Genomic DNA, 24,272 nt, shown 5'->3' with positions numbered 1-24,272 from the left:
TTGTCAGTTTTTTTGAAAAGCAAGCCCCAAACTCTTATTGATGAACAAAATTTGAGCCATTCGCCTTTTGGCCTATTTTTCGCTCATGCAGCAAAATTCAGACTTGCAAAAGTAGAAATTCCAAACGCAATATGGCTCCCGACAACCCGGCGGGGAACAAAAAAAGGAAAACTGGGAATGCCGATATTGAACCGTGTGGCCGAGATGCAGGAAGACGTTGCCGGCTGGAGGCGCCACCTGCACGAGACGCCGGAACTGCTGTATGACGTCTTCGAAACATCGAAGTTCGTGGCCGAGAAACTAAGGTCTTTCGGCTGTGACATCGTTGAGACCGGCATTGGCAAGACCGGCGTGGTCGGCCTTATCAAGGGTCGGCACGGCGATGGCCCGACCATCGGTTTCCGCTCCGACATGGATGCCCTGCCGATCCTCGAGACCAGCGGCAAGCCCTGGGCTTCCAAGGTTCCCGGCAAGGCCCATTCCTGCGGCCATGACGGGCACACCGCCATGCTTCTTGGCGCGGCGCAATATCTGGCAGAGACCCGCAATTTCAAGGGTTCCGTGGCCGTGATCTTCCAGCCCGCCGAAGAGGGTGGGGCAGGGGCGCTTGCCATGCTGAATGACGGCATGATGGAAAAGTTCGGCATTTCCCAGGTCTATGGCATGCATAATGAGCCGGGCATTCCCGTTGGCCAATTCGCCATCCGCAAGGGTTCGACCATGGCGGCGGCGGATAGTTTCGAAATCGTCATCACCGGCAAGGGCAGCCATGCGGCCGCACCACATCTTTCCATCGATCCGGTGCTGACCTCGGCGCATATCATCATCGCTTTGCAATCCATCGTTTCGCGGGAGACGGACCCGCTGAAATCGCTCGTCGTCACCGTCGCCACCACCCATGGCGGCACGGCCGTCAATGTCATTCCCGGCTCGGTGACGCTGACGGGAACGGTGCGCACTTTGCTGCCGGAAACCCGCGATTTCGCCGAAAAACGCCTGAAGGAAGTGGCGACTGCCACGGCCATGGCGCATGGCGCCACCGTTGAGGTGAAATACCACCGCGGTTATCCGGTGACCTTCAACCACAGTGATGAGACCGAATTTGCGACCGGCGTGGCGATGGGCGTGGCTGGCGCCAACGCCGTCAACACCAATCCCAACCCGCATATGGGAGCGGAAGATTTCTCCTACATGCTCGAAGCCCGCCCCGGCGCCTTCATCTTCATCGGTAATGGCGATACCGCCGGGCTGCACAATGCCGCCTATGATTTCAACGATGATGCGCTGCCTTACGGCATCAGCTACTGGGTTTCGATGGCCGAAAAGGCACTTGCTGCGTAAGACATCCGGCGGCCGTCATGGCCGCCTTCTGCTTTTCAGGAGATCGGCATGCTTTTGGCGGCGACATCAATGGAACAGACCGGCGGTTCAGTCAGCCCGGTTTTATCGGTTCAGAATCTCACCACATCCTTTCGCGTCGATGGCGGCTGGAAATCCGTGGTGCGCAATATGAGTTTCGAGATCGCGCCGCGCGAAACGGTGGCGATCGTCGGCGAAAGCGGCTCGGGCAAGAGCGTCACCTCGCTCTCCATCATGCGCCTGCTCGATAAAAAGACGAGCCGGATCGAAGGCAGCGTCATGCTTGGCGGTCGCAACCTCCTAGCGCTGCCGGAAGAAGAGATGCGCAAGGTTCGCGGCAAGGACATTTCGATGATCTTCCAGGAGCCGATGACCAGCCTCAACCCGATCTTCCCGATCGGCAAGCAGATCGCCGAGGCGTTGACCGTGCATCAGGATATTTCTTCGTCTGCCGCGCGCGCCGAGGTCATCCGCCTGCTTGAGAAGGTCCGTATTCCCAATGCGAAGAACCGTTTCGACGATTATCCGCACCAGTTTTCCGGCGGCATGCGCCAGCGCGTGATGATCGCCATGGCGCTCGCCTCCAAACCAAAGCTGCTGATCGCCGACGAGCCGACAACGGCGCTGGATGTGACCATTCAGGGCCAGATTCTCGACCTCATCAAGCAATTGCAGGAAGAGGAGGGCATGTCGGTCCTGTTCATCACCCATGATATGGGCGTGGTGGCGGAAGTGGCTGACCGTACCATCGTCATGTTCCGTGGTGATGTCGTGGAAACCGGCACCACCGACGATATCTTCCATCGCGGCCACCATCCCTATACGCGTGCTTTGCTTTCGGCGGTGCCGAAGCTTGGCTCAATGAAGGAAAGGGCGCTGCCGGCGCGTTTCCCGATCATCGATATCAAGACCGGCGAGAGCCAGCCTGTGGTCGAGGTCAAGGATACTGTTTCCGGCGGCCGCACGCCCATTCTCTCGGTCAAGGACCTGACGACCCGTTTCGATATCCGCTCCGGTCTTTTCGGCCGTAAATCCGGCGCCGTACATGCGGTGGAAAAAGTCTCCTTCGATCTGGCCGAGGGTGAAACCCTGTCTCTCGTGGGCGAATCGGGTTGCGGCAAGTCCACCACCGGGCGGTCGATCACCCGGCTGATCGAACCGACATCCGGCAATGTCATGCTTGACGGTTACGAGGTGCTGAAGCTCGACAAGACGACGCTGCGCACCATGCGCCGCAGCGTGCAGATGATCTTTCAGGACCCCTTCGCCTCGCTCGATCCGCGCATGAGCATCGGCACGGCGATCATGGAACCCTTTATCGAGCATCGCCTCGGAACCAAACAGCAGGCCCGCGAAAAGGCGGCCGATCTTCTGGAAAAGGTAGGCCTCAGCCCGGATATGATGCGGCGTTTCCCGCATGAGTTCTCAGGCGGCCAGCGCCAGCGTATCGCTATTGCCCGTTCGCTGATGCTCGATCCCAAGGTCATCGTCGCCGACGAGGCTGTCTCGGCGCTTGATGTCTCGATCAAGGCGCAGGTCTGCAACCTGCTGCTTGACCTGCAACAGAGCCTCAACCTCGCCTTCCTTTTCATCTCCCATGACATGGCGGTCGTCGAGCGCGTCAGTCATCGTGTGGCGGTGATGTATCTTGGCGAGATCGTCGAAATCGGCCCGCGTGCTGCTGTCTTCGACAATCCGCAGCACCCCTATACGAAAAAATTGATGTCGGCCGTTCCCGTGCCGGACCCGGCGCGACGGCAGATCCGTCGCAACATGGCGACGGACGAGGTCAAGAGCCCGATCCGGCCGGTGGATTATGTGCCGCCGCAGCGGCGTTACCGGGAGGTTTCGGCGGGGCATCTGGTGCAGGAAGCGGCTTGATGGAGTGGTGCTGGCTTCCAGTCGAGAGCTGGTAAGGGACCGAGCGCGTGCCGCTTGTTTCTTCTCCCCGCCGGGGAGAAGGTCGCGGCAGCGGGATGAGGGGGCAAGCTCTCCGAAATCCGGCAACGTTTCCCCCTCATCCGACCCTTCGGGCCACCTTCTCCCCGGCGGGGAGAAGAAACGCGCCGTACCGCCACGCCAGATGATTTTACGCCCGCCGCACGCTCCCTTGCTCATCCCGCCGTTTGACAGCCGCCGCAAAAAAATGCCAGCAAATGCTCAAACATAATTCTGAGAGGGCAGCGGCATGGCCAGACGAAACGACGCACATGGACGGCTGGACGATGCGGCCCGCGCCGGCTGGCTTTATTATGTCGCCGGGCGCACGCAGGATGAGATCGCCGCTGCCATGAGCATCTCCCGGCAGTCTGCGCAGCGGCTGGTGTCGCTGGCCGTCGCCGAGCGGCTGATCAAGGTCCGGCTTGATCACCCCATTGCCGCCTGTCTGGAAAAAGCCGAACGGCTGAAAGAGAAATTCGACCTTAGATATATCGAGGTGGTGCCGAGCGATCCGGCCGGCGTTTCCTCGACCGTTGGCATTGCCGAGGCCGGGGCAGCGGAGATCGAGCGCTGGCTGAAAAATGCCGATCCCATCGTGCTGGCCATCGGCACCGGCCGTACCTTGAAGGCCGCCGTGGACCAACTGCCGCCGATGGAGTGCCCGCAACATCGCATCGTGTCGCTGACAGGCAATATCGGGCCGGATGGCTCGGCGGCCTATTATAACGTCATCTTCAGCATGGCCGATGCCATCAAGGCGCGGCATTTTCCGATGCCGCTGCCGGTTCTGTGCTCGTCGGCTGAGGAGCGGGAACTGCTGCACGACCAGTCCATGGTGCGCTCCACGCTGGCGCTGGGGTCCGCCGCCAATGTCACCTTTGTCGGTGTTGGCGAACTAGGGGAAAACGCGCCGCTCTGCGTTGATGGTTTCCTCGGTGTGGATGAGATGAAAGCCCTTATGGCCAGCGGTGCCGTCGGTGAGATCTGCGGCTGGATGTATGATGCCCATGGCCACATTCTCGAGCATTCCGTCAACGAGCGCGTCGCCTCCGTTCCCATTCCGTCACGAGAGACCTGCACCGTCATCGGCATGGCGCAGGGCGCGCGCAAGAATGCCTCGATTCTGGCGGCGCTGAGGGGCGGTCTGCTGAACGGTCTCATCACTGATGAAGTGACAGGTGAATATTTGCTCACTCATTGAGCAAAAATTAAACCAATAAAATCAGATATTTGATTTTTCCATGTGCGTCGCAGCACAGGATGTCGCTTGACTTTTTCGGCCTGCGAGTGAGTAAATGCCCCAGAGCAAAGCGAATGCTCATCATTTTTCTTCTGGGAGGAAGATATGACACTGAAGACCATTTTGCTGGGCGCATGCTCGGCCCTCGCCTTTACCACCCTTGCTTCCGCTGAAACGCTGACCATCGCCACCGTCAACAACGGCGATATGATCCGCATGCAGGGGCTGACCTCCGACTTCACGGCAAAGAACCCGGACATCAAGGTCGAATGGGTAACGCTTGAGGAAAACGTCCTGCGCGAGCGCGTGACGACCGATATCGCCACCAATGGCGGCCAATACGACATCATGACCATCGGCAACTATGAAGTGCCGATCTGGGCCAAGCAGGGCTGGCTGCTGCCGCTCGAAAAGCTGGGCGACAAATACGATGTCGATGACATTCTGCCGGCGATCCGCGGCGGTCTTTCCGCCGAGGGCAAGCTTTATGCAGCACCCTTCTACGGCGAATCCGCCATGATCATGTATCGCAAGGACCTGTTTGAAAAAGCCGGCCTGAAGATGCCTGAGAACCCGACCTGGGAATTCATCGGTGACGCCGCCCGCAAGATTACCGACCGCAAGGCGGATATCAACGGCATGTGCCTGCGCGGCAAGGCCGGCTGGGGCGAGAACATGGCGTTCATCAGCGCGCTCACCAACTCCTTCGGTGGCCGCTGGTTCGATGAAAACTGGAAGCCGCAGTTCGATCAGCCGGAGTGGAAAAGCTCCCTGCAGTTTTATGTTGATCTGATGAAGGATGCCGGTCCGTCGGGCGCCTCCTCCAACGGCTTCAACGAAAACCTGACACTGTTCCAGCAGGGTAAATGCGGCATGTGGATCGATGCCACGGTCGCTGCCTCCTTCGTGTCAAACCCGAAGGATTCGACCGTTGCTGACAAGGTCGGTTATGCGCTCTTCCCGACGCATGGCGAACTGAAGAACCATGGCAACTGGTTGTGGTCCTGGAACCTTGCCATCCCGAAGAGCTCGCAGAAGGCGGAAGCTGCCGAAAAGTTCATCGCCTGGGCAACCAGCAAGGACTACACCACGCTCGTCGCTTCCAAGGAAGGCTGGGCAAACGTGCCTCCGGGCACCCGCACCTCGCTTTACAAGAACGCCGATTATGAAAAGGCCGCCGCCTTCGCCAAGCCGACGCTTGCCGCCATGGATGCTGCCGATATTACCAAGCCGACTGTAAAGCCCGTGCCTTACACCGGCGGTCAGTTTGTGGCGATCCCTGAATTCCAGGCGCTCGGCACCACTGTTGGTCAGCTGTTCTCGGCGGTCGTTGCCGGTCAGTCCAGTGTTGATGATGCGCTTGCGGGCGCCCAGTCGACTGCGACGCGTGAGATGACCCGCGCCGGTTACATCAAGTAATCCTCCCGAAGATCGCTGTCCGGCTCCCGTGCCGGGCAGCGAACACTCCGGGTCGGAAGCCGCCAGGCGGCTCTAATGCCTTTCAAATCAAAACAAGAATGAGCCGGTTCTTCCGGATATGCCGGGCGCATGTCGTGACGCCTGTACCCAAGGGGAGGTGAGTGCAATGGCAACTCGAAACACGAGCGGTCTGGCGCGGGTGATGCTTGCGCCATCGGTGCTGTTATTGCTGGTGTGGATGATCGTGCCTCTGGCGATGACGCTGTGGTTCTCGTTCCAGAACTACAATCTCCTCAACCCGGCCAATGTCAGCTTTGCGGGTCTGTTCAATTACCAGTATTTCTACACCGACCCGGCCTTCTTCCAGTCGATCTGGAACACGCTTTTGATCGTCGGCGGCGTGCTTGCGATCACCGTCATCGGCGGCATCGCCATTGCGCTCCTGCTCGACAATGACATTTTCGGCCAGGGCATCGTGCGCATCATGATCATCTCGCCCTTCTTCGTCATGCCGCCGGTGGCCGCATTGGTGTGGAAGAACATGATCATGCATCCCGGTTACGGCGTGCTTGCCGATCTCTCACGCTTCTTCGGCCTGCAGCCGGTCGACTGGTTCGCGCAGTTTCCGCTGCTCTCCATCATCATCATCGTCGCCTGGCAATGGCTGCCGTTTGCGACGCTGATCCTGCTCACCGCGCTGCAATCGCTCGATGGCGAGCAGAAGGAAGCCGCCGAGATGGATGGCGCCAACTTCGTCAACCGCTTCATCTACCTGACCCTGCCGCATCTGTCGCGCGCCATCACCGTCGTCATTCTCATCCAGACGATCTTCCTGCTCGGCGTCTACGCGGAAATCCTCGTCACCACCAATGGCGGACCGGGTTATGCCTCGACCAACCTCGCCTTCCTCATCTATCGCACCGCACTTCTGGGTTACGACGTCGGCGGCGCTTCGGCCGGCGGCATCATCGCCGTCATCCTCGCCAATATCGTCGCCATCTTCCTGATGCGCGCCGTCGGCAAGAACCTCGACCGGTAAAGGGGAAACATCATGGCCCGCAAGACAACCACACGTGCGAAGATCGGCTTTTCCATCGCGGCCTGGGCCGTGGCGCTGTTGCTGTTCTTCCCGATCCTCTATGCCTTCCTCACCTCGCTCAAGACCGAACCGGAGGCGATCGCCGGCTTCAGCCTCATTCCCTCGGGCACGCTTGAGAATTACGTGACGGTCCAGACCCAGCGCGATTACTTCAAGCCGTTCATGAACTCGGTGGTGCTGTCGCTCGGCTCGACGATCATTGCGCTGATCATCGCCATTCCCGCCGCCTGGGCCATGGCGTTCTCGCCGACCAAGCGCACCAAGGACATCTTGATGTGGATGCTCTCCACCAAGATGATGCCGGCCGTCGCCGTCCTGGTGCCAATCTATCTGATCTTCCGCAATGCCGGCCTGCTCGATACCCGCATCGGCCTCACCATCATGCTCACCTTCATCAACCTGCCGATCGTCATCTGGATGCTCTACACTTACTTCCGGGAAATCCCCGGCGAGATCCTCGAAGCCGCCCGCATGGATGGCGCATCCCTGTGGAACGAGATCGTCCATGTGCTCACACCAATGGCGGTGCCGGGCATTGCCTCGACGCTGCTGCTCAACGTCATCCTTGCCTGGAACGAAGCCTTCTGGACGATCAGGCTGACGACCACCAATGCCGCCCCGCTGACGGCCTTCATCGCCTCCTTCTCCTCGCCGCAGGGGCTGTTCTGGGCAAAACTCTCGGCCGCCTCGATGATGGCGATCGCCCCCATTCTCGTCATCGGCTGGTTCTCGCAGAAACAACTCGTGCGTGGCTTGACCTTTGGCGCCGTGAAATAAGGAACGACAAACATGGGCAGCATTTCCCTTCAGAACGTGTCCAAGCTCTTCGGTGAGGCGAAAGTCATCCCGTCGATCGATCTCGATATCAACGACGGCGAGTTCGTCGTCTTCGTCGGCCCGTCCGGCTGCGGCAAGTCCACGCTTCTGCGCCTCATCGCCGGGCTGGAGGACGTCTCCGGCGGCAAGATCGTCATCGACGGCAATGACGCCACCGAAAAGGCACCGGCCGAGCGCGGCCTTGCCATGGTGTTCCAGTCCTATGCGCTTTATCCGCATATGAGTGTCAGGAACAACATCGCCTTCCCGCTGAAGATGGCCAAGCTCGACAGGGCGGTGATCGACAAGAAGGTCGAGGATGCCGCCCGGGTGCTGAACCTCACCGATTATCTCGAACGCCGGCCCTCGCAGCTGTCTGGCGGCCAGCGCCAGCGCGTCGCCATCGGCCGCGCCATCGTGCGTGAACCGAAAGCCTTCCTGTTCGACGAGCCGCTTTCCAACCTCGATGCGGCGCTGCGCGGCACCATGCGGCTGGAAATCTCCGAGCTGCACAACACGCTGAAGACAACGATGATCTACGTCACCCACGACCAGGTGGAAGCCATGACCATGGCCGACAAGATCGTGGTCCTCAACCGCGGCAATATCGAGCAGGTCGGTTCGCCGATGGAGCTTTACCGCACCCCCGCCAACCTCTTCGTCGCCGGCTTCATCGGCTCACCGCGCATGAACCTCATCACCGGCGACTTTGCCCGCAGCAAGAACGCCACCACCGCCGGTGTGCGGCCGGAGCATCTGCTGCTGTCGAAGGAAAGCGGGCTGTGGCAGGGCAAGGTCACCGTCGCCGAACATCTCGGATCGGATACCTTCCTGCATCTCGAGGTGTCAGGCATCGGCCCGATCACCGCCCGCACGGACGGCGAGTTCGAATGCAGGCATGGCGATACCGTCTTCATCACCCCCGACGAGACCAAGATACACAGGTTTGATGAGAAGGGTATCGCATTATGACGGGAAGACTGGAGGGCAAATCCGCGCTGATAACCGGCTCGGCACGCGGCATCGGCCGCGCCTTCGCCGAAGCCTATCTGCGCGAGGGTGCGACGGTTGCCATCGCCGATATCGATTTCGAGCGGGCGAGCAAGACCGCCCGCGAGATCGGCGAGAACGCCTATGCCGTCGAACTCGATGTGACCAAACAGCATTCCATCGATACCGCCATCCGCACCGTGGAGGGCCAGGCGGGCGGGCTTGATATCCTCATCAACAATGCCGCGCTCTTTGACCTCGCACCGATTGTCGAGATCAAACGCGAGAGCTACGAGCGGCTGTTTTCGATCAACGTATCCGGCACGCTGTTCATGATGCAGGCCGCCGCAAAAACAATGATTGCTCGGGGAAAAGGCGGCAAAATCATCAACATGGCAAGCCAGGCGGGCCGGCGCGGTGAGGCCTTGGTGGCGGTTTATTGCGCCACCAAGGCCGCCGTCATCAGCCTCACGCAATCGGCCGGTCTCGACCTCATCAAACACGGCATCAACGTCAATGCGATTGCGCCGGGTGTGGTGGATGGCGAGCACTGGGACGGTGTGGATGCGCTGTTTGCGAAATATGAAAACCGCCCGGCCGGCGAAAAGAAGCGGCTGGTCGGCGAGGCGGTACCTTTCGGCCGCATGGGCCGTGCCGAAGATCTGACCGGCATGGCGGTCTTCCTAGCCTCCGATGAGGCACAATACATCGTCGCCCAGACCTATAATGTTGATGGCGGCAACTGGATGAGCTGACCACCGGGGTTTCCCGGTGACCGGCACGAACAACGTTTCCCCTTTCGAGGATCGTGACATGACATGCAAACTCTCCCTCGCAACGCTTGACGAAGCCCAAAAAACGGCGGCGATTCCGGCCTATTCCCGTGCTGATCTCTCCGCCGGCATCGTGCATTTCGGCGTTGGTAATTTCCACCGCGCCCATCAGGCGGTCTATCTGGATGATCTGTTCAATACGGGCACGGACCATGACTTCGCCATCATCGGTGCGGGCGTGCTGCCGTCGGATGCGGTGATGCGCGAAAAGCTTGCGGCGCAGGATTTCCTGACCACCGTCGTGGAACAGGACAATAATCGCACCGGTGCGCGCGTTACCGGGCCGATGATCGACATTCTGCAGGTCGGCGACACAAAGACGATTATCAATACCCTTGCCGATCCGAAGATCCGCATCGTCTCGATGACGATTACCGAGGGCGGTTATTTCATCGATGCCTCCGGTTCCTTTAACCCGCAGCATCCGGCCATTGCCGACGACGGGAAGAACCCGGCTTCGCCGAAAACCGTGTTCGGCTTCATCGTCGCCGGGCTGAAGGCGCGGCGGGGCAAAGGGCTGCAACCCTTTACCATCATGTCCTGCGACAACATTCCGCATAATGGCAAGGTCACGAAAAATGCCGTGGTTGGGCTCGCAGCCTTGTCGGATCCGGCCTTCGCCAACTGGATCGGCGCAAACGTCGCCTTTCCGAATTCCATGGTTGACCGCATCACGCCTGCCACCGGCGAGCGCGAACGCACTATCGCCCGCGACGATTTCGGCATCGAGGACAACTGGCCGGTTTTCTGCGAAGAGTTCAAGCAATGGGTGATGGAGGATAATTTCCCCGCTGGTCGCCCGGCGCTGGAAAAGGCCGGCGTGCAGTTCGTTTCTGATGTTGCGCCCTATGAGCACATGAAAATCCGCATCCTCAATGGCGGCCATGCGGCAATCGCCTATCCGGCGGCTTTGCTCGATATTCATTTTGTGCATGAGGCGATGGAGCATCCGCTGATCCGGGCGTTTCTGGCAAAGCTTGAATATGAAGAGATCATCCCGGTCATTCCGCCGGTTCCCGATACAAATCTTGCCGACTATTTCGCACTTATCGAACGGCGTTTCCTCAATCCGAAAATCGGCGACACCATTCCGCGTCTGGCGCAGGACGGCTCCAATCGCCAGCCGAAATTCATCCTGCCCTCCACCGCCGACCGGTTGGCGCGCGGCGAGGATATCGTCGGCCTTTCGCTGGTGTCTGCCCTGTGGTGCCGCTATTTTTACGGCACGTCCGACAGCGGCAAGCAAATCACCTTCAACGATGCGAGCGCCGAACGTTTGCAGGCGGCCGCCATCAAGGCCAAGGATGATCCTGCGGCTTTCCTCGTCTTCGACGATATTTTCGGGGAGGTTGCCGAATCGGAACTTTTCCGTAAACGCTTTGCCCATGCATTGAAGACGCTGTGGCAAGAAGGCACGGCGAAGACCTTGCAGCTTTATCTGGATGACAAGCTGGCTGAAAAGTGACGTGAAATGGAAGACCGGACCGGGCCTCTGCTGATTTTCGATTGCGACGGCGTTCTCGTCGACAGCGAGCCGGTCTCGGTCTCGGTGCTTCTCGACATGCTCTCCCATCTCGGCGTGACGATGGAAGAGGAAGAGGCCTATGAGCGGTTTCTCGGCCGCAGCGTCGCCAGCATGACGGCGACGCTGTTTGAGGATTACGGCGTCGAAACCGACATTGATTTTCTCGACCATATGCGCGCGACGTTGTTCGAACGCTTTCGCACCGAGCTGCGGCCGATCGACGGCATTGCGCAAACGCTGGACCGGCTTGTGGCCCTCAGACGCTGCGTGGCCTCTTCCAGCCAGCCGGAGCGCATTCGTTATTCGCTGGGGCTGACCGGCCTGATCGACCGCTTCGAGCCGCATGTTTTCAGCGCCACGATGGTGAAGAATGGCAAGCCGGCACCCGATCTTTTCCTGCATGCGGCACAGGCGATGGGCGCCGAGCCGCGTCACTGCATCGTGATTGAGGACAGCCCGGCCGGTATTGCGGCCGCAAAGGCTGCGGGCATGGGCGTTTTTGCCTTTACCGGCGGCTCGCATGCGCGCTTTCCCGCATTCCGCGAGAAGATCGCCGGGCTTGGTGCGGATGCCGTGTTTGACGCGATGCCGGATTTGGTCCAACTTGTCGGCAACTATGTGGGGAAGGGCGGTTTTGACGGCCAAGTGGAACGTGACGCAGGCTGAAGCGTATTTTGCCTGCCGTCGTCGGGTCGTTGCGCAAGGGATGGAATTACAGTCTTGATGCGTCAAAATCTCGTCGCTGTCGATGTCGGTACAGCCAGCGCGCGGGCTGGCATTTTCGATCCGACCGGCAGGCTTCTCGCCCGCTCCACCCACCCGATCCTGATGCAGCGGCCGCGTGAAAACCACGCCGAGCACGATTCCACCGATATATGGAATGCTGTCTGCATTGCCGTGAAAGCAGCCCTTGCCGATGCCGGCGTTCTGCCGCAAAGCATCGCCGCCATCGGTTTTGACGCCACCTGCTCGCTTGTCATTCGCGGTGCGCGGGGAGAGCCGGTTTCAGTTTCGGTGACGGGTGAGGACAGGTTCGATACCATTGTCTGGCTCGACCACCGTGCGATCTCGGAGGCCGACCGGCTGACGGCCTCGGGCCATCGGGTGCTGGATTTTGCCGGCAACAGCGTGTCGCCGGAAATGCAGATGCCGAAGCTGATGTGGCTGAAAACGCATATGCCGGCCAGTTGGGGACGCATGTCCTTCGCCTTCGATCTGGCGGATTTTCTGACATGGAAAGCAACTGGTTCAACCAAGCGTTCAAATTGCACGCAGACGGCGAAGTGGAATTTTCTGGCGCAGGAAAATCCCGGCTGGCAGGCGGATTATCTGGAACTGGCGGGGCTTGCCGATCTGAAAGAGCGCGCCAGCCTTCCGGAAACCACGGTGATGCCAGGGGAGAGCATCGGCCCACTTTCGCCCGAGGCGGCGATCGAACTCGGTCTCGACACCGGCTGCCAGGTGGCGGCGGGCATGATCGATGCCTATGCCGGAGCGCTCGGTGCGCTGGGCGGTTGCCTTTCGGACGATGTCGGTCGGCACGTGGCGCTGATCGCCGGCACTTCCAGCTGCCTCGTTGCCATGTCTGAGCGGCAGATGCCCGGCCACAGCCTCTGGGGTCCCTATTGGCAGGCGATCCTGCCCGGTCATTGGCTGGTGGAGGGTGGACAATCAGCCACCGGCGCGCTGCTTGATCATATCGTGCGCATGCATGCGGCGGGCGGTGAGCCGGATACGGCGCTGCATGCCCGCATCGTTGCCCGTGTCACTGAATTGCGCGCGCTTGAGGGGGAGGCCTTTGCCGAGCGGCTGCATGTGCTGCCGGATTTCCACGGCAACCGCTCGCCGCTTGCCGATCCGCATGCGGTTGGCGTCATCAGCGGGCTGACACTGGATACCTCCTTCGACAGTCTTTGCCGCTTATACTGGCGAACCGCCGTGGCCATTGCGCTCGGTGCGCGCCATGTGCTCGATGCCATGGAGCGCTTCGGTTATTCGGTCGAAAGCCTGCACGTTACCGGCGGGCATGTGAAGAACCCGCTCTTGATGGAGCTTTACGCCGATGTGACGGGCAAGCGCATCGTGGTTCCCGCCACCGCCGATGCCGTATTGCTCGGCACGGCGATGACGGCGGCAGCGGCCGGTGGGGTGCATGCGAGTATTGTGGCGGCTGGCGCGGCCATGTATCCGGGCAATGCGGAAATTTCCGGAAATCCGGCGCTCACACCCCGTTATCAACGGGACTACCGCCGTTTTCTCGCCATGTATCGCCATCGTCAGGAACTGGAGAACCTCTGATTTTTGCCGGCAAATGGCGGGGCAAAATCAGGGGGGATGTGGTTTGTTTGTTCTCCCCAGCGGGGAGAAGAAACAAGCGGCGCTCGCTCTAGGTCCCTGCTGCGAGCATACTGCCAATCAGATGCCCAGCGAGCGCTTCAGCCCGGAGAGGTTTTTCATCCGTGTTTTGCGCGTTTCATCGGCCTCCGCCATCAGGCTGCAGAGGGTAAACTCCATCAGGGAGACGAGCTGCAGCAGACCCTGGCCGCCATTATGGGCTTGAGGCAGCGCAAGACAGATATCGGCGCTTTCAGGACCCCATTCGTAAAACCGGGTGGTGATCAACAGGGTTCTGTAGCCGCCTTTGCGTGCGGTTGCTGACAGGTGCTGCAGGGGTGAGAGGCTGCCGCCGCAATCCATGATGACGAGAAGCGTCTGTGCCGGTTCGAAATCCCACAGGGCGACATAGGCGGCACTGTCGCTGCCGAGATAATGGACGTGGCCGCGACATTCCAGAAGCCGTCCGTGGAAGTGACGTGTGGCGCCAAGACCTTCCGGCGATGTCGCCAGGAAAACATCGGTTGCCGAGGTGATTTCGGTCATAGCCAGACGCCACATTGGCTGGGCGGTCATGTCGAATGCGGTCTGGATGGCCTGTATCTGCTGCGAGAGGAGTTGAGAAAACGGGTTGGACTGGCGCTCTCCGCTTTCGATCACCGTGGGCTGATCCGGGCCAGCCGTCTGTTCCGCATGGCGCAGATCGGCGCGGATGTCGCTGAACTGCCGATATCCGAGCGAACGCAAGAAACGGCCGACCGTCATCGGGCTGAGGCCGAGCTTGGCAGCCAGCGTCTGCGCCGTTTCGAAAGGTAGCTCGTCCAGATGCTCGATCAGATATTTGGCGATCTTGCGCTCGGAAGGTGTGCCGGCCTTCATGGCACGGGTAAGATTCAACAGCAGCTTTTCCACCAACGCCTCATTTTTTATCTTTATTGAACGATGATGCATCCGCGCACCGAAAAGGGCGTGCGAACCACGATTTGACGGTGGGGGTAAGCTTTCCCGGCCTTGCCCTCCACCGGACAGGAATGCGAAATATTATAGATGGATTATTATATTTTAGAGATACCTTTTATTCAAGGGAAATTCCATCTCCGGTTTAATTTCAGACGTTTGGCGGTTTTCACCCTGTCTTGCAGAGCATAGGCCCAGTTCTTATCTGTCGTCTGGTAAGAGAATTTCAACGCGAGAAGCCCCGGGGAGTTCCGAATGATTCTTGATGCAGCGAGGCTGGCATTCCAAAATCTCTTTGCGACCGAGACCCGGTCGGTGTTCTGGAAGGTTTTGGGGCTCACGCTTCTCGTGCTGGCGGCACTGTGGTTCGCCATCCGCTCCATCTTTATCTATTTCGCCCTGCCATGGGTGGATACGCTTATTCCCGGCATACCCGACTGGGCGGGGTGGCTGACCTTCGTTTTCGCCATTTTTGCCGGCATAGGGCTGGCGCTGGCACTGGCATTGCTGATTTCGCCGGTCACCGCCGTCATTGCCGGCCTGTTTCTCGATGATGTCGCCGAAGTGGTGGAGAAAAAGACCTATCCCGATGATTCGCCGGGGAAGGCAATGCCCATTGGCGAGGCGGTGCTATCGTCGATCAAGTTCTTCGGTGTCGTTATTGCCGGCAACCTCATTGCGCTTTTGCTGCTCCTGGTGCCGGGCGTCAACCTCATCGCGTTTTTCCTGGTGAACGGTTATCTGCTCGGCCGGGAATTTTTCGAGTTTGCGGCAATGCGTTTCCGCTCGCCCGCCGAGGCACGGTTGTTCCGTTCCAAACACCGTACGACGGTGTTCATGGCCGGTCTGGTGATCGCCGCTTTCCTGGCCATCCCGTTCCTCAACCTTTTGACGCCGCTCTTCGCCGCCTCGATGATGGTCCATCTGCACAAGGCCGTCAGCCGGCGTGACTCCTCATTCGCTGCCGGCCGCACCGAACAGCTGCGCGGGTAGCTCCACCAGCGGGGCTGGAATGTCGAAGGTCTTTTCCGGCGACTTGCAGATATCGGCGATCACGCAGCGCTCGCATTCCGGCTTGCGCGCCTTGCAGCAATAACGTCCGTGCAGGATCAGCCAGTGATGGGCATGGAACAGATATTGCTCGGGAATGATGCGGACGAGCCGGTCTTCCACTTCGTCCGGGGTTTTCCCCGGCGCAAGACAGAGCCGGTTGGCTATGCGGAACACATGCGTGTCCACCGCAAGCGTGGGTACGCCGAAGGCCATTGACATCACCACATTGGCCGTCTTGCGCCCGACGCCGGGTAACATCACCAGCTCCTCGCGGGTCTTTGGCACTTCGCCGCCGAAGTTGTCGATCAGCATCTGCGACAAGGCGATGACGTTTTTCGCCTTGTTGCGGTAAAGGCCGATGGTCTTGATATGGCCAATCAGTTGCTCTTCGCCGAGCGCCAGCATCTTTTCCGGCGTGTCGGCCACCTTGAACAGCGCTCGTGTCGCCCGGTTCACGCCGACATCAGTCGCCTGCGCCGAAAGCGCCACCGCGACCAGGAGGGTGAAGGGATTGGTGTGTTCCAGCTCGCCTTTCGGTTCCGGCCGCTGAATGGAAAAACGGCGAAAGATCTCGGTCAGCTCGTCCTTCGAATAGGCCGTCTTCACCCGTGCTGGCTTACGCGCGGATGCCGGATTTGACTTTTTCAAGGTTTGGGTGCTGGATCGTTTTTTGGCGACTGTCATGGTCTATCTATAGCCAGCCCGCCCGAAGGAAAGCAACGTGGATACGCTTAACGACCAACCGATTTTCGCGGCGGAACTTGTTCCGCACCGTTCGCTTGGAAGAAGGGGTTTCCGGCTGCTTCTTGCCCTGTCGGGGCTCGCCTGTCTGATCTATGGCGGCTTTTTCCTCGCCACCGGGGCGTGGCCGGTCGGCCTATTCTTCGGGCTGGATTTTCTGCTGCTATACTTCGCTTTTCGCGCCAATTATCGCGCCGCAAAAGCTCGGGAAGAGGTTCGCATCTCCCGCACCAGCCTGTCGATCCGCAAATTCTCTCCGGCCGGGCGCATGGTGGAACATCGCTTTAATCCGTTCTGGGCGCGCTTCAAAGTGCGGCGGCACGACGAGATCGGCATCGTTTCCATGCATGTGACGGGTGAGGGGCGGGCGACCGATGTCGGCTCGTTTCTCAATCCGGATGATCGGGAAAGTTTCGCCAAGGCATTCGGCGGCGCGCTCGCTACCGTTCGACGACGGACGTGACAGCGCGGCGCCTCTCATTCTCCGTTATGACCGGGACAAGCGCTGGGATGGCGTTGCATAGGGGCGGACGGGAAATCTATCTGCAAATGAAATCGGTGTTTCGCTCGCTCCGTGGTCGGCTCTTCAGCCTTTGCTACCCGTAAGTTTCAAGCTGCCATCGTCGTTGATGCTGACATCCAGTTCACTATAACCACCAATGGAAAGATGTGGCGTTTCGATGGGATGGGAATGGGTGGCGTTGATGACGACCACTGTCGCGCCCATGCTTTCCCCGGCCTGAATACCAGCAGGCGCGTCTTCAAAGACAACGCAGCGTTCCGGCGAGACGCCGAGCTTTTCCGCCGCCTTTTTATATCCTTCCGGGTCCGGCTTGCCGTTCACCACGTCTTCGGCGCAGATCATAATTGCGGGCGGTGTGAGGCCCGCCGCTGCCAGCCTGCGTTCGGCAAGCGCACGGGCGGCCGACGTGACGATGGCCCATTTGCCGGTCGGCAATTTTGCGAGAAACGCTGCCGCTTCAGGGATCTGAAGAATGCCGTCGACATCGTCCATTTCCTTCTGAAGCAGCATATCGGCCTCTGCCTGGACATCGAGACCTGGAACGGCCTCGCGGCGCACCACTTCCGAAGCGCGCATGCCGTGAATGCGCTGCAGGAAGGCGTTGGGCTCTATGCCATTATCCACGGCCCATTCGCGCCAGACCCGCTCCACCACAGCAATGGAATTGAGCAGTGTTCCATCCATGTCGAACAGGAAAGCGGCATAGTCTTGCGAAAATGTCTGGTTCTGCGGTGGGACTTTGCTGTGCATTTCATTCTTCCGTTGAAGGTGCCGGGCTTGCCCCCGTGTCTATAGCATCGGACGGCATAACGAAATCGCTTTTTCCCGCTTGAAGCCCATGACAGGCACTTGGCCGACGGCGGATAGTGTCCCGGAATCGGACGGTTCGCGTCTTACCGACTCGGGCAAGATGGGTTAGGGATGCTGGCGACGGATGCGGTCTCACGGAGCGTCAGGTTGCAGCAAGGCTCGACCGCTATCATGAGTTTTCGCAAGCGACGGAAATACGCAAAATCAAAAGCTAATGGATGTTTTTGAATGTTTTGCATGAGATTTTTCCTGACGAAAATTTCTTAACGAGACCGTCGCCTGGAGGGTGTCGTTAACCATTTGTTAACCATATTCGAGGTACCTAATTGTCAACGATTTGTTTACCAAGATGACCAAAGTGCTAACAGACCAGCGTTCGATCCGTATCAAAGGCCGCTCCTTCCTCGCGGTCGTCCTGTCCCCCGAATCTCCGATCGATCAATGGCTGGAGCGGCTTGATGATCTCGCCGCCCGCTCGGCCGGCTTCTTCCTGTCGCGTCCGGTTGTTCTGGATGTGTCGGAACTGTCACTCGACAAGGCGGGACTGAAGTCGCTTCTCTCGGCGCTGACGGAGCGCAATGTCGGCATCATGGGCATTGAGGGCGTTCGCCCTTCGATGATCGAGCCGGGCATGCCGCCGTCGCTGAAGGGCGGGAAGCCCGCTTCCGATGTCGAGGTGGAGCCGGTTGCGGTTGCTGCCGAATTGCCGGAAGAAAAGCCGCGTGCTGCGGGCGAAATCCGTGCCGTGGTGCAGTCGCTGGTCATCAACGAGCCGGTTCGCTCCGGCCAGTCAATCATGTTTCCCGAAGGGGATGTGACCGTTATCGGTTCGGTCGCCTCGGGTGCGGAAATCATCGCCGGCGGTTCGGTGCATATCTACGGCGCCCTGCGTGGGCGTGCCATGGCCGGTTCGCTCGGCAACGTCTCGGCGCGCATCTTCTGCCGCAAGCTCGAGGCAGAGCTTCTGGCCATCGATGGCGTCTACAAGGTTGCCGAAGACATCGACGAAAAGCTGCGCGGCCAGCCGGTTCAGCTGTGGCTGGAAAACGATACGATCAGGGCCGAAAAACTTGGCTGATAAAACAGAGAAACAACTATTGGAACAGGAGAGCCATATGGGGAAGGTAGTCGTTGTTACTTCCGGCAAGGGCGGGGTTGGCAAGACCACCTCGACTGCAGCGCTTGGCGCCGCGCTGGCGCAGAACAAGCAGAAGGTCGTGGTCGTCGATTTTGATGTCGGCCTGCGTAACCTCGATCTCGTCATGGGTGCTGAACGCCGGGTGGTTTACGATCTCGTCAACGTCATTCAGGGCGATGCCAAGCTGACGCAGGCGCTGATCCGCGACAAGCGCCTCGAGACGCTGTTCCTGCTGCCTGCCTCGCAGACCCGCGACAAGGACAATCTGACGCCGGAAGGTGTCGAATGGGTCATCAACGAGTTGAAGAAACATTTCGACTGGGTGATCTGCGACAGCCCGGCCGGCATCGAACGCGGCGCAACGCTGGCCATGCGCCATGCGGATGTGGCCGTCGTCGTCACCAACCCGGAAGTCTCCTCGGTACGCGACAGCGACCGCATCATCGGCCTCCTGGATTCCAAGACGCTGAAGGCTGAACGCGGCGAGCGCATGGAAAAGCATCTGCTGCTGACGCGTTACGATTCCGCCCGCGCCGAACGCGGCGACATGCTGAAGGTGGATGACGTTCTGGAAATCCTCTCCATTCCGCTGCTCGGCATCATTCCGGAAAGCACGGATGTGCTGCGCGCCTCCAACGTTGGCGCTCCGGTAACGCTGGCGGATGCCCGCTGCGCCCCGGCCATGGCCTATTTCGACGCCGCTCGCCGCCTCTCCGGCGAGGACATTCCGGTCGTCATCCCCGGCGAGAAGCGTGGCATCTTCTCCAAGATCTTTGCAAGGAGGGCTGCATGAGCATCTTCAGTCTCTTCCGTAAACAGAAGTCGGCACCGCTTGCGCGTGAACGGCTGCAGGTGCTGCTGGCCCACGAGCGGGCATCGTCGGGAACCGATCTCGTCGCTGTCCTGCGGGAAGAAATTCTCGCCGTGATTGCCAAGCATGTGCAGATCGACAGCGATAGGGTGCATGTGAAGATGGATCGTGACGAGCATGTCTCCATCTTGGAGATCGATGTCGAGATACCGTTGAGTGCGGACCTGCGCGCTGCATAAGATATTTTGCGAAAGACGCCGCCCTTCAACGGGCGGCGTTTTCATTTGTCTGCCGTCGTATCGACGGGCCTTCGGAATATCTCGGCCAGATCGCCGGGCATTGGGCGCTTCAGGTTGATGCCGTTCGGCGGGATTGGCGCATTGAACCACTTTTCGTAGATTTTTTCGATTTCGCCACTCTTGTAGATTTGCCCCAACGCTTCATTGACAGCATCCCGGAAACCGGTATCCCCGTGGCGGAGCATCAGGCCATAGGGCTGCGGCGGGGCGAGATATTCGTTCGATATGGAATAGTCGTCCGGCTTGCCTGTCTCGGCGACGAAGGACCGCAGAAGAATATCGTCCATGACAAAGGCGGAGGCACGGTTTTCCGTCACCATCTCGAAACCGCCTGCGGTGCTGTCATTCTGCAGAACGGCGATGTTCAGCCCCAGCTTGCGGTTCAGCACATTCAACTGGCTGATATTGATGGTTCCGGTCGTCACCACCACAGTGCGGCCAGCGAGATCGGCAACCGTGTTCAAGCGGCTGGATTTCAGCGCCACATAACGCGTGCCGGTGATGAAATGGCTGTAGGAAAACCACACCGCCTTGCGCCTTTCCTCCGTATTGGTACTTGCCACGCATTCCATGTCGATCGTGCCGTCATTGAGAAGCGTAATGCGGTTGCTGGGGGTGCGTTTGACGAAGTCGATCTTCAGGTCAGGCAAGCCCAGTTTCGTCTTGATGGAATCCGCCACCCTAAGGCAAAGCTCGATGCTGTAGCCGGTCGGTTCCGCACCGGTGCCGAGATAGGAAAAGGGAATATTGTGATCGGCATAACCCAGCCGGATGGTACCGGTCCTCGCAATGGTTTCGAGGGTCGGCGGCTGGCTGTCTTCACTTGCCGCCTGGGTGGATAAAAGACTTAAAATTCCGAATGCAAGCCCCAATGTCGATCTCTGCATCGCGCATCTCCAGCTAAAATGATCTGTCAAAACATGTCTTCATAAAATGCAGGCGGGAGGGAGCGCCCTCAGTCACGATATTCACTCGGATGTTCGTAGGCCTGTTTCAAAGTCGCCGCCATCGGCAGGTTCAGGTTCATGCCGTTGGGCGGAATGGGCTTGGTGAACCATTTTTCATAAAGGTCGTGAATGGCAGGACCGTCGAAAATCTGCTTGAGGCTTTCGTTGACCGCCGTCTTGAAGGCCGGGTCGTCGCGTCGGAAAACCAGCCCGTAGGGTTCCGGTGCGCTCAGCGTTTCCTGCGATAGCGTATAAAGGTTCGGATTTTCGGATGTCGCAGCCAGGGCGGCCAGCAGGATGCCATCCATGACGAAGGCGGAAGCCTTGCCGGAAACGACGAGCGCGAAGGCTTCCTCATTGGTTTTCGTCGGCATGACCGAGATATTGAGGTTCTTTTCCCGGTTTATGGCATTCAGCTGTTCGATATTGACGGTACCGGAAGCGGAGGTGACGGAGCGGCCAGCCAGATCGGCAAGGTTTTTCAGATTGTCCTGTCTGCGCGATAGAAACTGCGTCGCGGTCATGAAGTTCGGATAGGAGAAATCGACGATTTTCCGGCGTTCGCTGTTGTTGGTCGTGGCGGCGCATTCGATATCGATCTGGCCGCTGCGGACAAGAATGAAGCGGGTGGCGGGCGTGGCCTTGACATATTCGAGCTCGAGCCTGTCGAGCTTCAGCTTCTTGCGGATATCCTCACTGATCGTCCGACAGAGATCGGTCGAGAAACCCGTCACCTCTCCATCCGGCAGCTGGTAGGAAAAAGGCGGCTCGGCTTCGCGGTAACCGATGCGGATTTTTGCGGTCCTGGCAATCTGCTGCAGCGTATCGCTTTCGCTGGCGGCCTGCAGCGGGGTGATGGGGGCAAAGCATGTGACGAAAAGGCAAAATACCGCAAGACGCATGTTATTTCCTTTTGGCCGGCGGCCGGTTTCTCATATCGCTTTTTGTGGCGGGTTATAGGTTTCCTGCATTGGACGCCCGGTGTCGCGCAGCGACTGGTCGCCTCCGCTGCCGAACCCGTCTTTCCCGGCCGGCGTGATGATGGCGCGATTTTTGAGGATATGCGCAAGTGGCGCCGGTTCGGCGAAATAATAACCCTGCGCCTCGTCGCAGCCGCAAAGTTCCAGTGCGGCAACCTGTTCGCTGTTTTCCACGCCCTCGGCGGTCACCTTCAGGCCGATCTGATCAGCCATGTCGATGATGGTGTTGACGATCGCCGAGCACATGGGATTTGCGGGCAAGCCGGAGACGAATTCGCGGTCGATCTTGATCTTGTCGAAGGCCACATGGGTCAGCGTGCTCAAACCGGCATAGCCGGTGCCGAAATCGTCAAGGGCGAGACGGACGCCCCTTTCTTTCAACAGCTTCAGCGCTCTTGCGCTGCTGTCGCGCTCAAGCATTGCCGTTTCCGTCACTTCCAGTTCCAGCCGTTCCGCCGGGAAGCCGGATGTTTCAAGGGCGCGATCGACAACGGGGACGATGTCATCATTGCCGAGCTGGACAGCGGAGAGGTTGACGGCCAGCCTGATATCCTTCGGCCAGGCCATGGCATCCATGCAGGCCTGCGCCAGAACCCATTCGCCGAGCGGCTTGATGAAGTTGTTTTCTTCGGCAATGGCGATGAAGCGGTCCGGCGTGATGAGGCCAAGCTTGCTGTGCCGCCAGCGGGCCAGCGCTTCATAGGCGACGATGCGGCCGCTCTGCAGGTTGACCACGGGCTGGTAATGCAGCTCGAATTCGTGGTTTTCGAGGGCGGATTTCATGTCTATTTCCAGCGCGTGCTTGTGCTGCGCGGCCATGTCCATGCCGGGCTCGTAAAATACGAAAAGGCCGCAGCCCATGGATTTCGCCCGGTAAAGTCCGAGATCGGCCTGCTGCAGAAGCTGGGTGGCGGAGGTGCCGTGGTCCGGTGCGCAGGCGATGCCGATGCTGGTATCGACGCTGATGTCGCTGCCTTCGAGATTGAAGCTGCGTGAGACCGCGTGCACCACCCGTTTTGCCAACAGGGCCGCATCTGTCCGGTAGTCGTTGCTTCCCGCCTGAATGATGGCGAATTCGTCGCCACCGAGCCGGCTCACCATGTCGTTTTCACCGAGCACGGAGGAAATCCGTGAAGCGACGGCCACCAGCAACGCATCGCCGGCGGCGTGGCCCAGCGTATCGTTGACGGCCTTGAAGCGATCGAGATCGAGCAGCATGACGTTGAATGGCTGACCGGATACGGCAAGATGTTCGAGACGGTTCTCCAGCGTCTTCATCAGCAATACGCGGTTGGGAAGACCGGTCAGCGCATCGTGATGCGCCATATGTTCCAGCTGCTCGGCCATATCCCGTATCTGCCTGAGGCGCCCGCGTTCCAGAACCGCTTCGCGCAGCGTTTCGATCGCGGTTGCCATGTCGCCAATCTCGTCTCTGCGTTCCTGAAACGGCGTGACAATATCGGTTTCCTCGCGGGCGATCCGCAGCGTCGCCTGTACCAGAGCCGGAACGGGCTTCAGGAAATGCCTCGCGATCACCGTAACAAGCACGCCCGTGACCGTCAGCACCACGATCAGGGCGGCGAGCGAATTGTAGATCAGCTTGCGCTGCGCGCCGTAAAGTGCATCCGAACCGCCGATACTGACAGCGACCGCACCGATCGGTTTTTTTGTTTCCGTGCTGATGATCGGCAGCAGGCCGATGTAATGGCTGGACTCACCAATGGTCGCAAAGCCGGTGGCAAAACGCGCCGCCACACCATCCTTCGCGAAAATGGGATCCGTCGCGAGCGGCTTTTCGGCGTCATCGGTGGCGTTGTCGAAGGCTGCCGCGATCTGCCTGAAGCCGGAATCGGTCTCGTCATAGCGGAAAAGCCAGACGGCATTTTTGGTCTGCGCGCCGATGAGGGCGAGAACATCGCTGGGATTGAAGCCGGTAACGAGAATGGATTCGTCGTCGCCGATCGGCTTGTCGGTCAATATGCCGTTGACCTGACCGCTCTCGTCGGCGGTAACGCTGACATAGGTGTAGATGCTGCGCAGCGTCGCGCTGGCGATCTGCGAATTGACGCGGGCCTGATTGAGCCATTGCTCGCTGGCGGCGGCAACGAACATGTACCAGCCGACGAGCGCACCGATGCTGTAGGAAAAGATCACACCGCCCAGAAATATGAGAGTTATCTTGCTGGCAAGCGAACGGCGGCGCGAAAACCGGGCATTTTCCGGCTGCGTCGTTGAGTCAAGCGTGTGGCCGGGTTCAGTCTGTCTATCTATCCCCCGATAGGCAGTCTCTTCCATTCGCGATATTCCCCCGCGATGTCGCGTTATGATTGTTTTATGGAATTTTATAGGGCATGCATTTCAATGCTGTCTGCTAAATAATTCAACAAAGTTTAGATGCGATTAAGAATTAATCCGTCTTTTTATAGTCGTCGCTTATATAAGGCGCTGCTTGCCTGC

At 59.3% G+C, this 24,272-nt stretch carries 22 protein-coding genes; 16 read left to right on the top strand and 6 right to left on the bottom strand.

The window, feature by feature from the left end; translation table 11 throughout:
• Positions 1-177: 177 nt before the first annotated feature.
• The 11 genes from QSV77_RS20550 to QSV77_RS20500 all read left to right on the top strand — a co-directional run bounded on the left by QSV77_RS20550 (position 178) and on the right by QSV77_RS20500 (position 13,520).
• Positions 178-1,341, top strand: a complete 1,164-nt coding sequence (locus QSV77_RS20550; protein WP_302734877.1) for a M20 aminoacylase family protein — start codon at positions 178-180, stop codon at positions 1,339-1,341.
• Between the two features lie 48 nt (positions 1,342-1,389).
• Entirely contained in the window at positions 1,390-3,240 is a 1,851-nt protein-coding gene (locus QSV77_RS20545) for an ABC transporter ATP-binding protein (RefSeq protein ID WP_302734876.1), read from the top strand.
• 307 nt (positions 3,241-3,547) lie between these two features.
• Positions 3,548-4,501: a sugar-binding transcriptional regulator gene (locus QSV77_RS20540; RefSeq protein WP_302734875.1), complete on the top strand. Its 954-nt coding sequence runs from the start codon at positions 3,548-3,550 to the stop codon at positions 4,499-4,501.
• Positions 4,502-4,645: 144 nt separating this feature from the next.
• Positions 4,646-5,959, top strand: a complete 1,314-nt coding sequence (locus QSV77_RS20535) for a sugar ABC transporter substrate-binding protein (protein ID WP_142842828.1) — start codon at positions 4,646-4,648, stop codon at positions 5,957-5,959.
• 166 nt (positions 5,960-6,125) lie between these two features.
• Positions 6,126-6,998 carry a carbohydrate ABC transporter permease gene (locus tag QSV77_RS20530; protein ID WP_035228415.1) on the top strand — a complete coding sequence of 291 codons (873 nt, stop codon included), beginning with the start codon at positions 6,126-6,128 and terminating at the stop codon, positions 6,996-6,998.
• 12 nt (positions 6,999-7,010) lie between these two features.
• Positions 7,011-7,835: a carbohydrate ABC transporter permease gene (locus QSV77_RS20525; RefSeq protein WP_080854694.1), complete on the top strand. Its 825-nt coding sequence runs from the start codon at positions 7,011-7,013 to the stop codon at positions 7,833-7,835.
• A gap of 12 nt (positions 7,836-7,847) precedes the next feature.
• On the top strand, positions 7,848-8,846 hold the full coding sequence (locus QSV77_RS20520; RefSeq protein WP_302734874.1) for an ABC transporter ATP-binding protein: 999 nt from the start codon (positions 7,848-7,850) through the stop codon (positions 8,844-8,846).
• Positions 8,843-9,619, top strand: a complete 777-nt coding sequence (locus QSV77_RS20515; RefSeq protein ID WP_142841785.1) for an L-iditol 2-dehydrogenase — start codon at positions 8,843-8,845, stop codon at positions 9,617-9,619. Before QSV77_RS20520 ends, QSV77_RS20515 begins: the two co-directional genes overlap by 4 nt.
• Positions 9,620-9,677: 58 nt before the next feature.
• Positions 9,678-11,162 carry a mannitol dehydrogenase family protein gene (locus QSV77_RS20510; protein ID WP_302734873.1) on the top strand — a complete coding sequence of 495 codons (1,485 nt, stop codon included), beginning with the start codon at positions 9,678-9,680 and terminating at the stop codon, positions 11,160-11,162.
• A gap of 6 nt (positions 11,163-11,168) precedes the next feature.
• The gene (locus tag QSV77_RS20505) at positions 11,169-11,888 is read left to right on the top strand and encodes an HAD family hydrolase (protein WP_142841787.1); all 720 of its coding nucleotides are present in this window, start codon (positions 11,169-11,171) and stop codon (positions 11,886-11,888) included.
• 57 nt (positions 11,889-11,945) lie between these two features.
• Entirely contained in the window at positions 11,946-13,520 is a 1,575-nt protein-coding gene (locus tag QSV77_RS20500) for an FGGY-family carbohydrate kinase (protein ID WP_302734872.1), read from the top strand.
• 117 nt (positions 13,521-13,637) lie between these two features.
• On the opposite strand, the gene QSV77_RS20495 is transcribed toward QSV77_RS20500, so the two are convergent.
• Positions 13,638-14,471: a MurR/RpiR family transcriptional regulator gene (locus tag QSV77_RS20495; RefSeq protein ID WP_269699845.1), complete on the bottom strand. Its 834-nt coding sequence runs from the start codon at positions 14,469-14,471 to the stop codon at positions 13,638-13,640.
• Between the two features lie 297 nt (positions 14,472-14,768).
• Here QSV77_RS20495 and QSV77_RS20490 point away from each other — a divergent pair, with 297 nt between their 5' ends.
• Positions 14,769-15,506 carry a sulfate transporter family protein gene (locus QSV77_RS20490; protein WP_302734871.1) on the top strand — a complete coding sequence of 246 codons (738 nt, stop codon included), beginning with the start codon at positions 14,769-14,771 and terminating at the stop codon, positions 15,504-15,506.
• On the opposite strand, the gene nth is transcribed toward QSV77_RS20490, so the two are convergent.
• Entirely contained in the window at positions 15,468-16,250 is a 783-nt protein-coding gene (gene nth / locus QSV77_RS20485) for an endonuclease III (protein ID WP_302734870.1), read from the bottom strand. The two genes, QSV77_RS20490 and nth, sit on opposite strands and share 39 nt — an antisense overlap.
• Positions 16,251-16,287: 37 nt before the next feature.
• Here nth and QSV77_RS20480 point away from each other — a divergent pair, with 37 nt between their 5' ends.
• The gene (locus QSV77_RS20480) at positions 16,288-16,770 is read left to right on the top strand and encodes a DUF2244 domain-containing protein (protein ID WP_142841791.1); all 483 of its coding nucleotides are present in this window, start codon (positions 16,288-16,290) and stop codon (positions 16,768-16,770) included.
• A gap of 123 nt (positions 16,771-16,893) precedes the next feature.
• Here the strand turns inward: QSV77_RS20480 and QSV77_RS20475 are convergent, their stop codons facing one another.
• Complete coding sequence (locus tag QSV77_RS20475; protein WP_302734869.1) at positions 16,894-17,580, bottom strand: HAD family hydrolase; 687 nt, start codon at positions 17,578-17,580, stop codon at positions 16,894-16,896.
• A 409-nt stretch (positions 17,581-17,989) separates the two neighbouring features.
• Here QSV77_RS20475 and minC point away from each other — a divergent pair, with 409 nt between their 5' ends.
• The 3 genes from minC to minE are packed head-to-tail and all read left to right on the top strand — an operon-like array spanning position 17,990 to position 19,828.
• The gene (gene minC / locus QSV77_RS20470; RefSeq protein WP_302734868.1) at positions 17,990-18,718 is read left to right on the top strand and encodes a septum site-determining protein MinC; all 729 of its coding nucleotides are present in this window, start codon (positions 17,990-17,992) and stop codon (positions 18,716-18,718) included.
• 37 nt (positions 18,719-18,755) lie between these two features.
• Complete coding sequence (gene minD / locus QSV77_RS20465; RefSeq protein WP_046802075.1) at positions 18,756-19,571, top strand: septum site-determining protein MinD; 816 nt, start codon at positions 18,756-18,758, stop codon at positions 19,569-19,571.
• A complete protein-coding gene (gene minE, locus QSV77_RS20460) occupies positions 19,568-19,828 on the top strand; it encodes a cell division topological specificity factor MinE (RefSeq protein WP_046802074.1) in 261 nt (86 codons plus the stop codon). The genes minD and minE overlap by 4 nt, the downstream gene beginning before the upstream one ends.
• A gap of 41 nt (positions 19,829-19,869) precedes the next feature.
• Here the strand turns inward: minE and QSV77_RS20455 are convergent, their stop codons facing one another.
• The 3 genes from QSV77_RS20455 to QSV77_RS20445 all read right to left on the bottom strand — a co-directional run bounded on the left by QSV77_RS20455 (position 19,870) and on the right by QSV77_RS20445 (position 24,110).
• Entirely contained in the window at positions 19,870-20,775 is a 906-nt protein-coding gene (locus QSV77_RS20455; RefSeq protein WP_302734867.1) for an amino acid ABC transporter substrate-binding protein, read from the bottom strand.
• Positions 20,776-20,843: 68 nt separating this feature from the next.
• Positions 20,844-21,737, bottom strand: a complete 894-nt coding sequence (locus QSV77_RS20450; RefSeq protein WP_302734866.1) for an amino acid ABC transporter substrate-binding protein — start codon at positions 21,735-21,737, stop codon at positions 20,844-20,846.
• 30 nt (positions 21,738-21,767) lie between these two features.
• Positions 21,768-24,110 carry an EAL domain-containing protein gene (locus QSV77_RS20445; RefSeq protein WP_302734865.1) on the bottom strand — a complete coding sequence of 781 codons (2,343 nt, stop codon included), beginning with the start codon at positions 24,108-24,110 and terminating at the stop codon, positions 21,768-21,770.
• Between the last annotated feature and the right edge of the window lie 162 nt (positions 24,111-24,272).

The sequence above is a fragment of the Agrobacterium sp. V1 genome (assembly GCF_030518355.1).
Classification (GTDB): domain Bacteria; phylum Pseudomonadota; class Alphaproteobacteria; order Rhizobiales; family Rhizobiaceae; genus Agrobacterium; species Agrobacterium cucumeris.
Note: the sequence above shows the minus strand (reverse complement) of the source record. Positions and strands in the feature narration are given on the sequence as shown.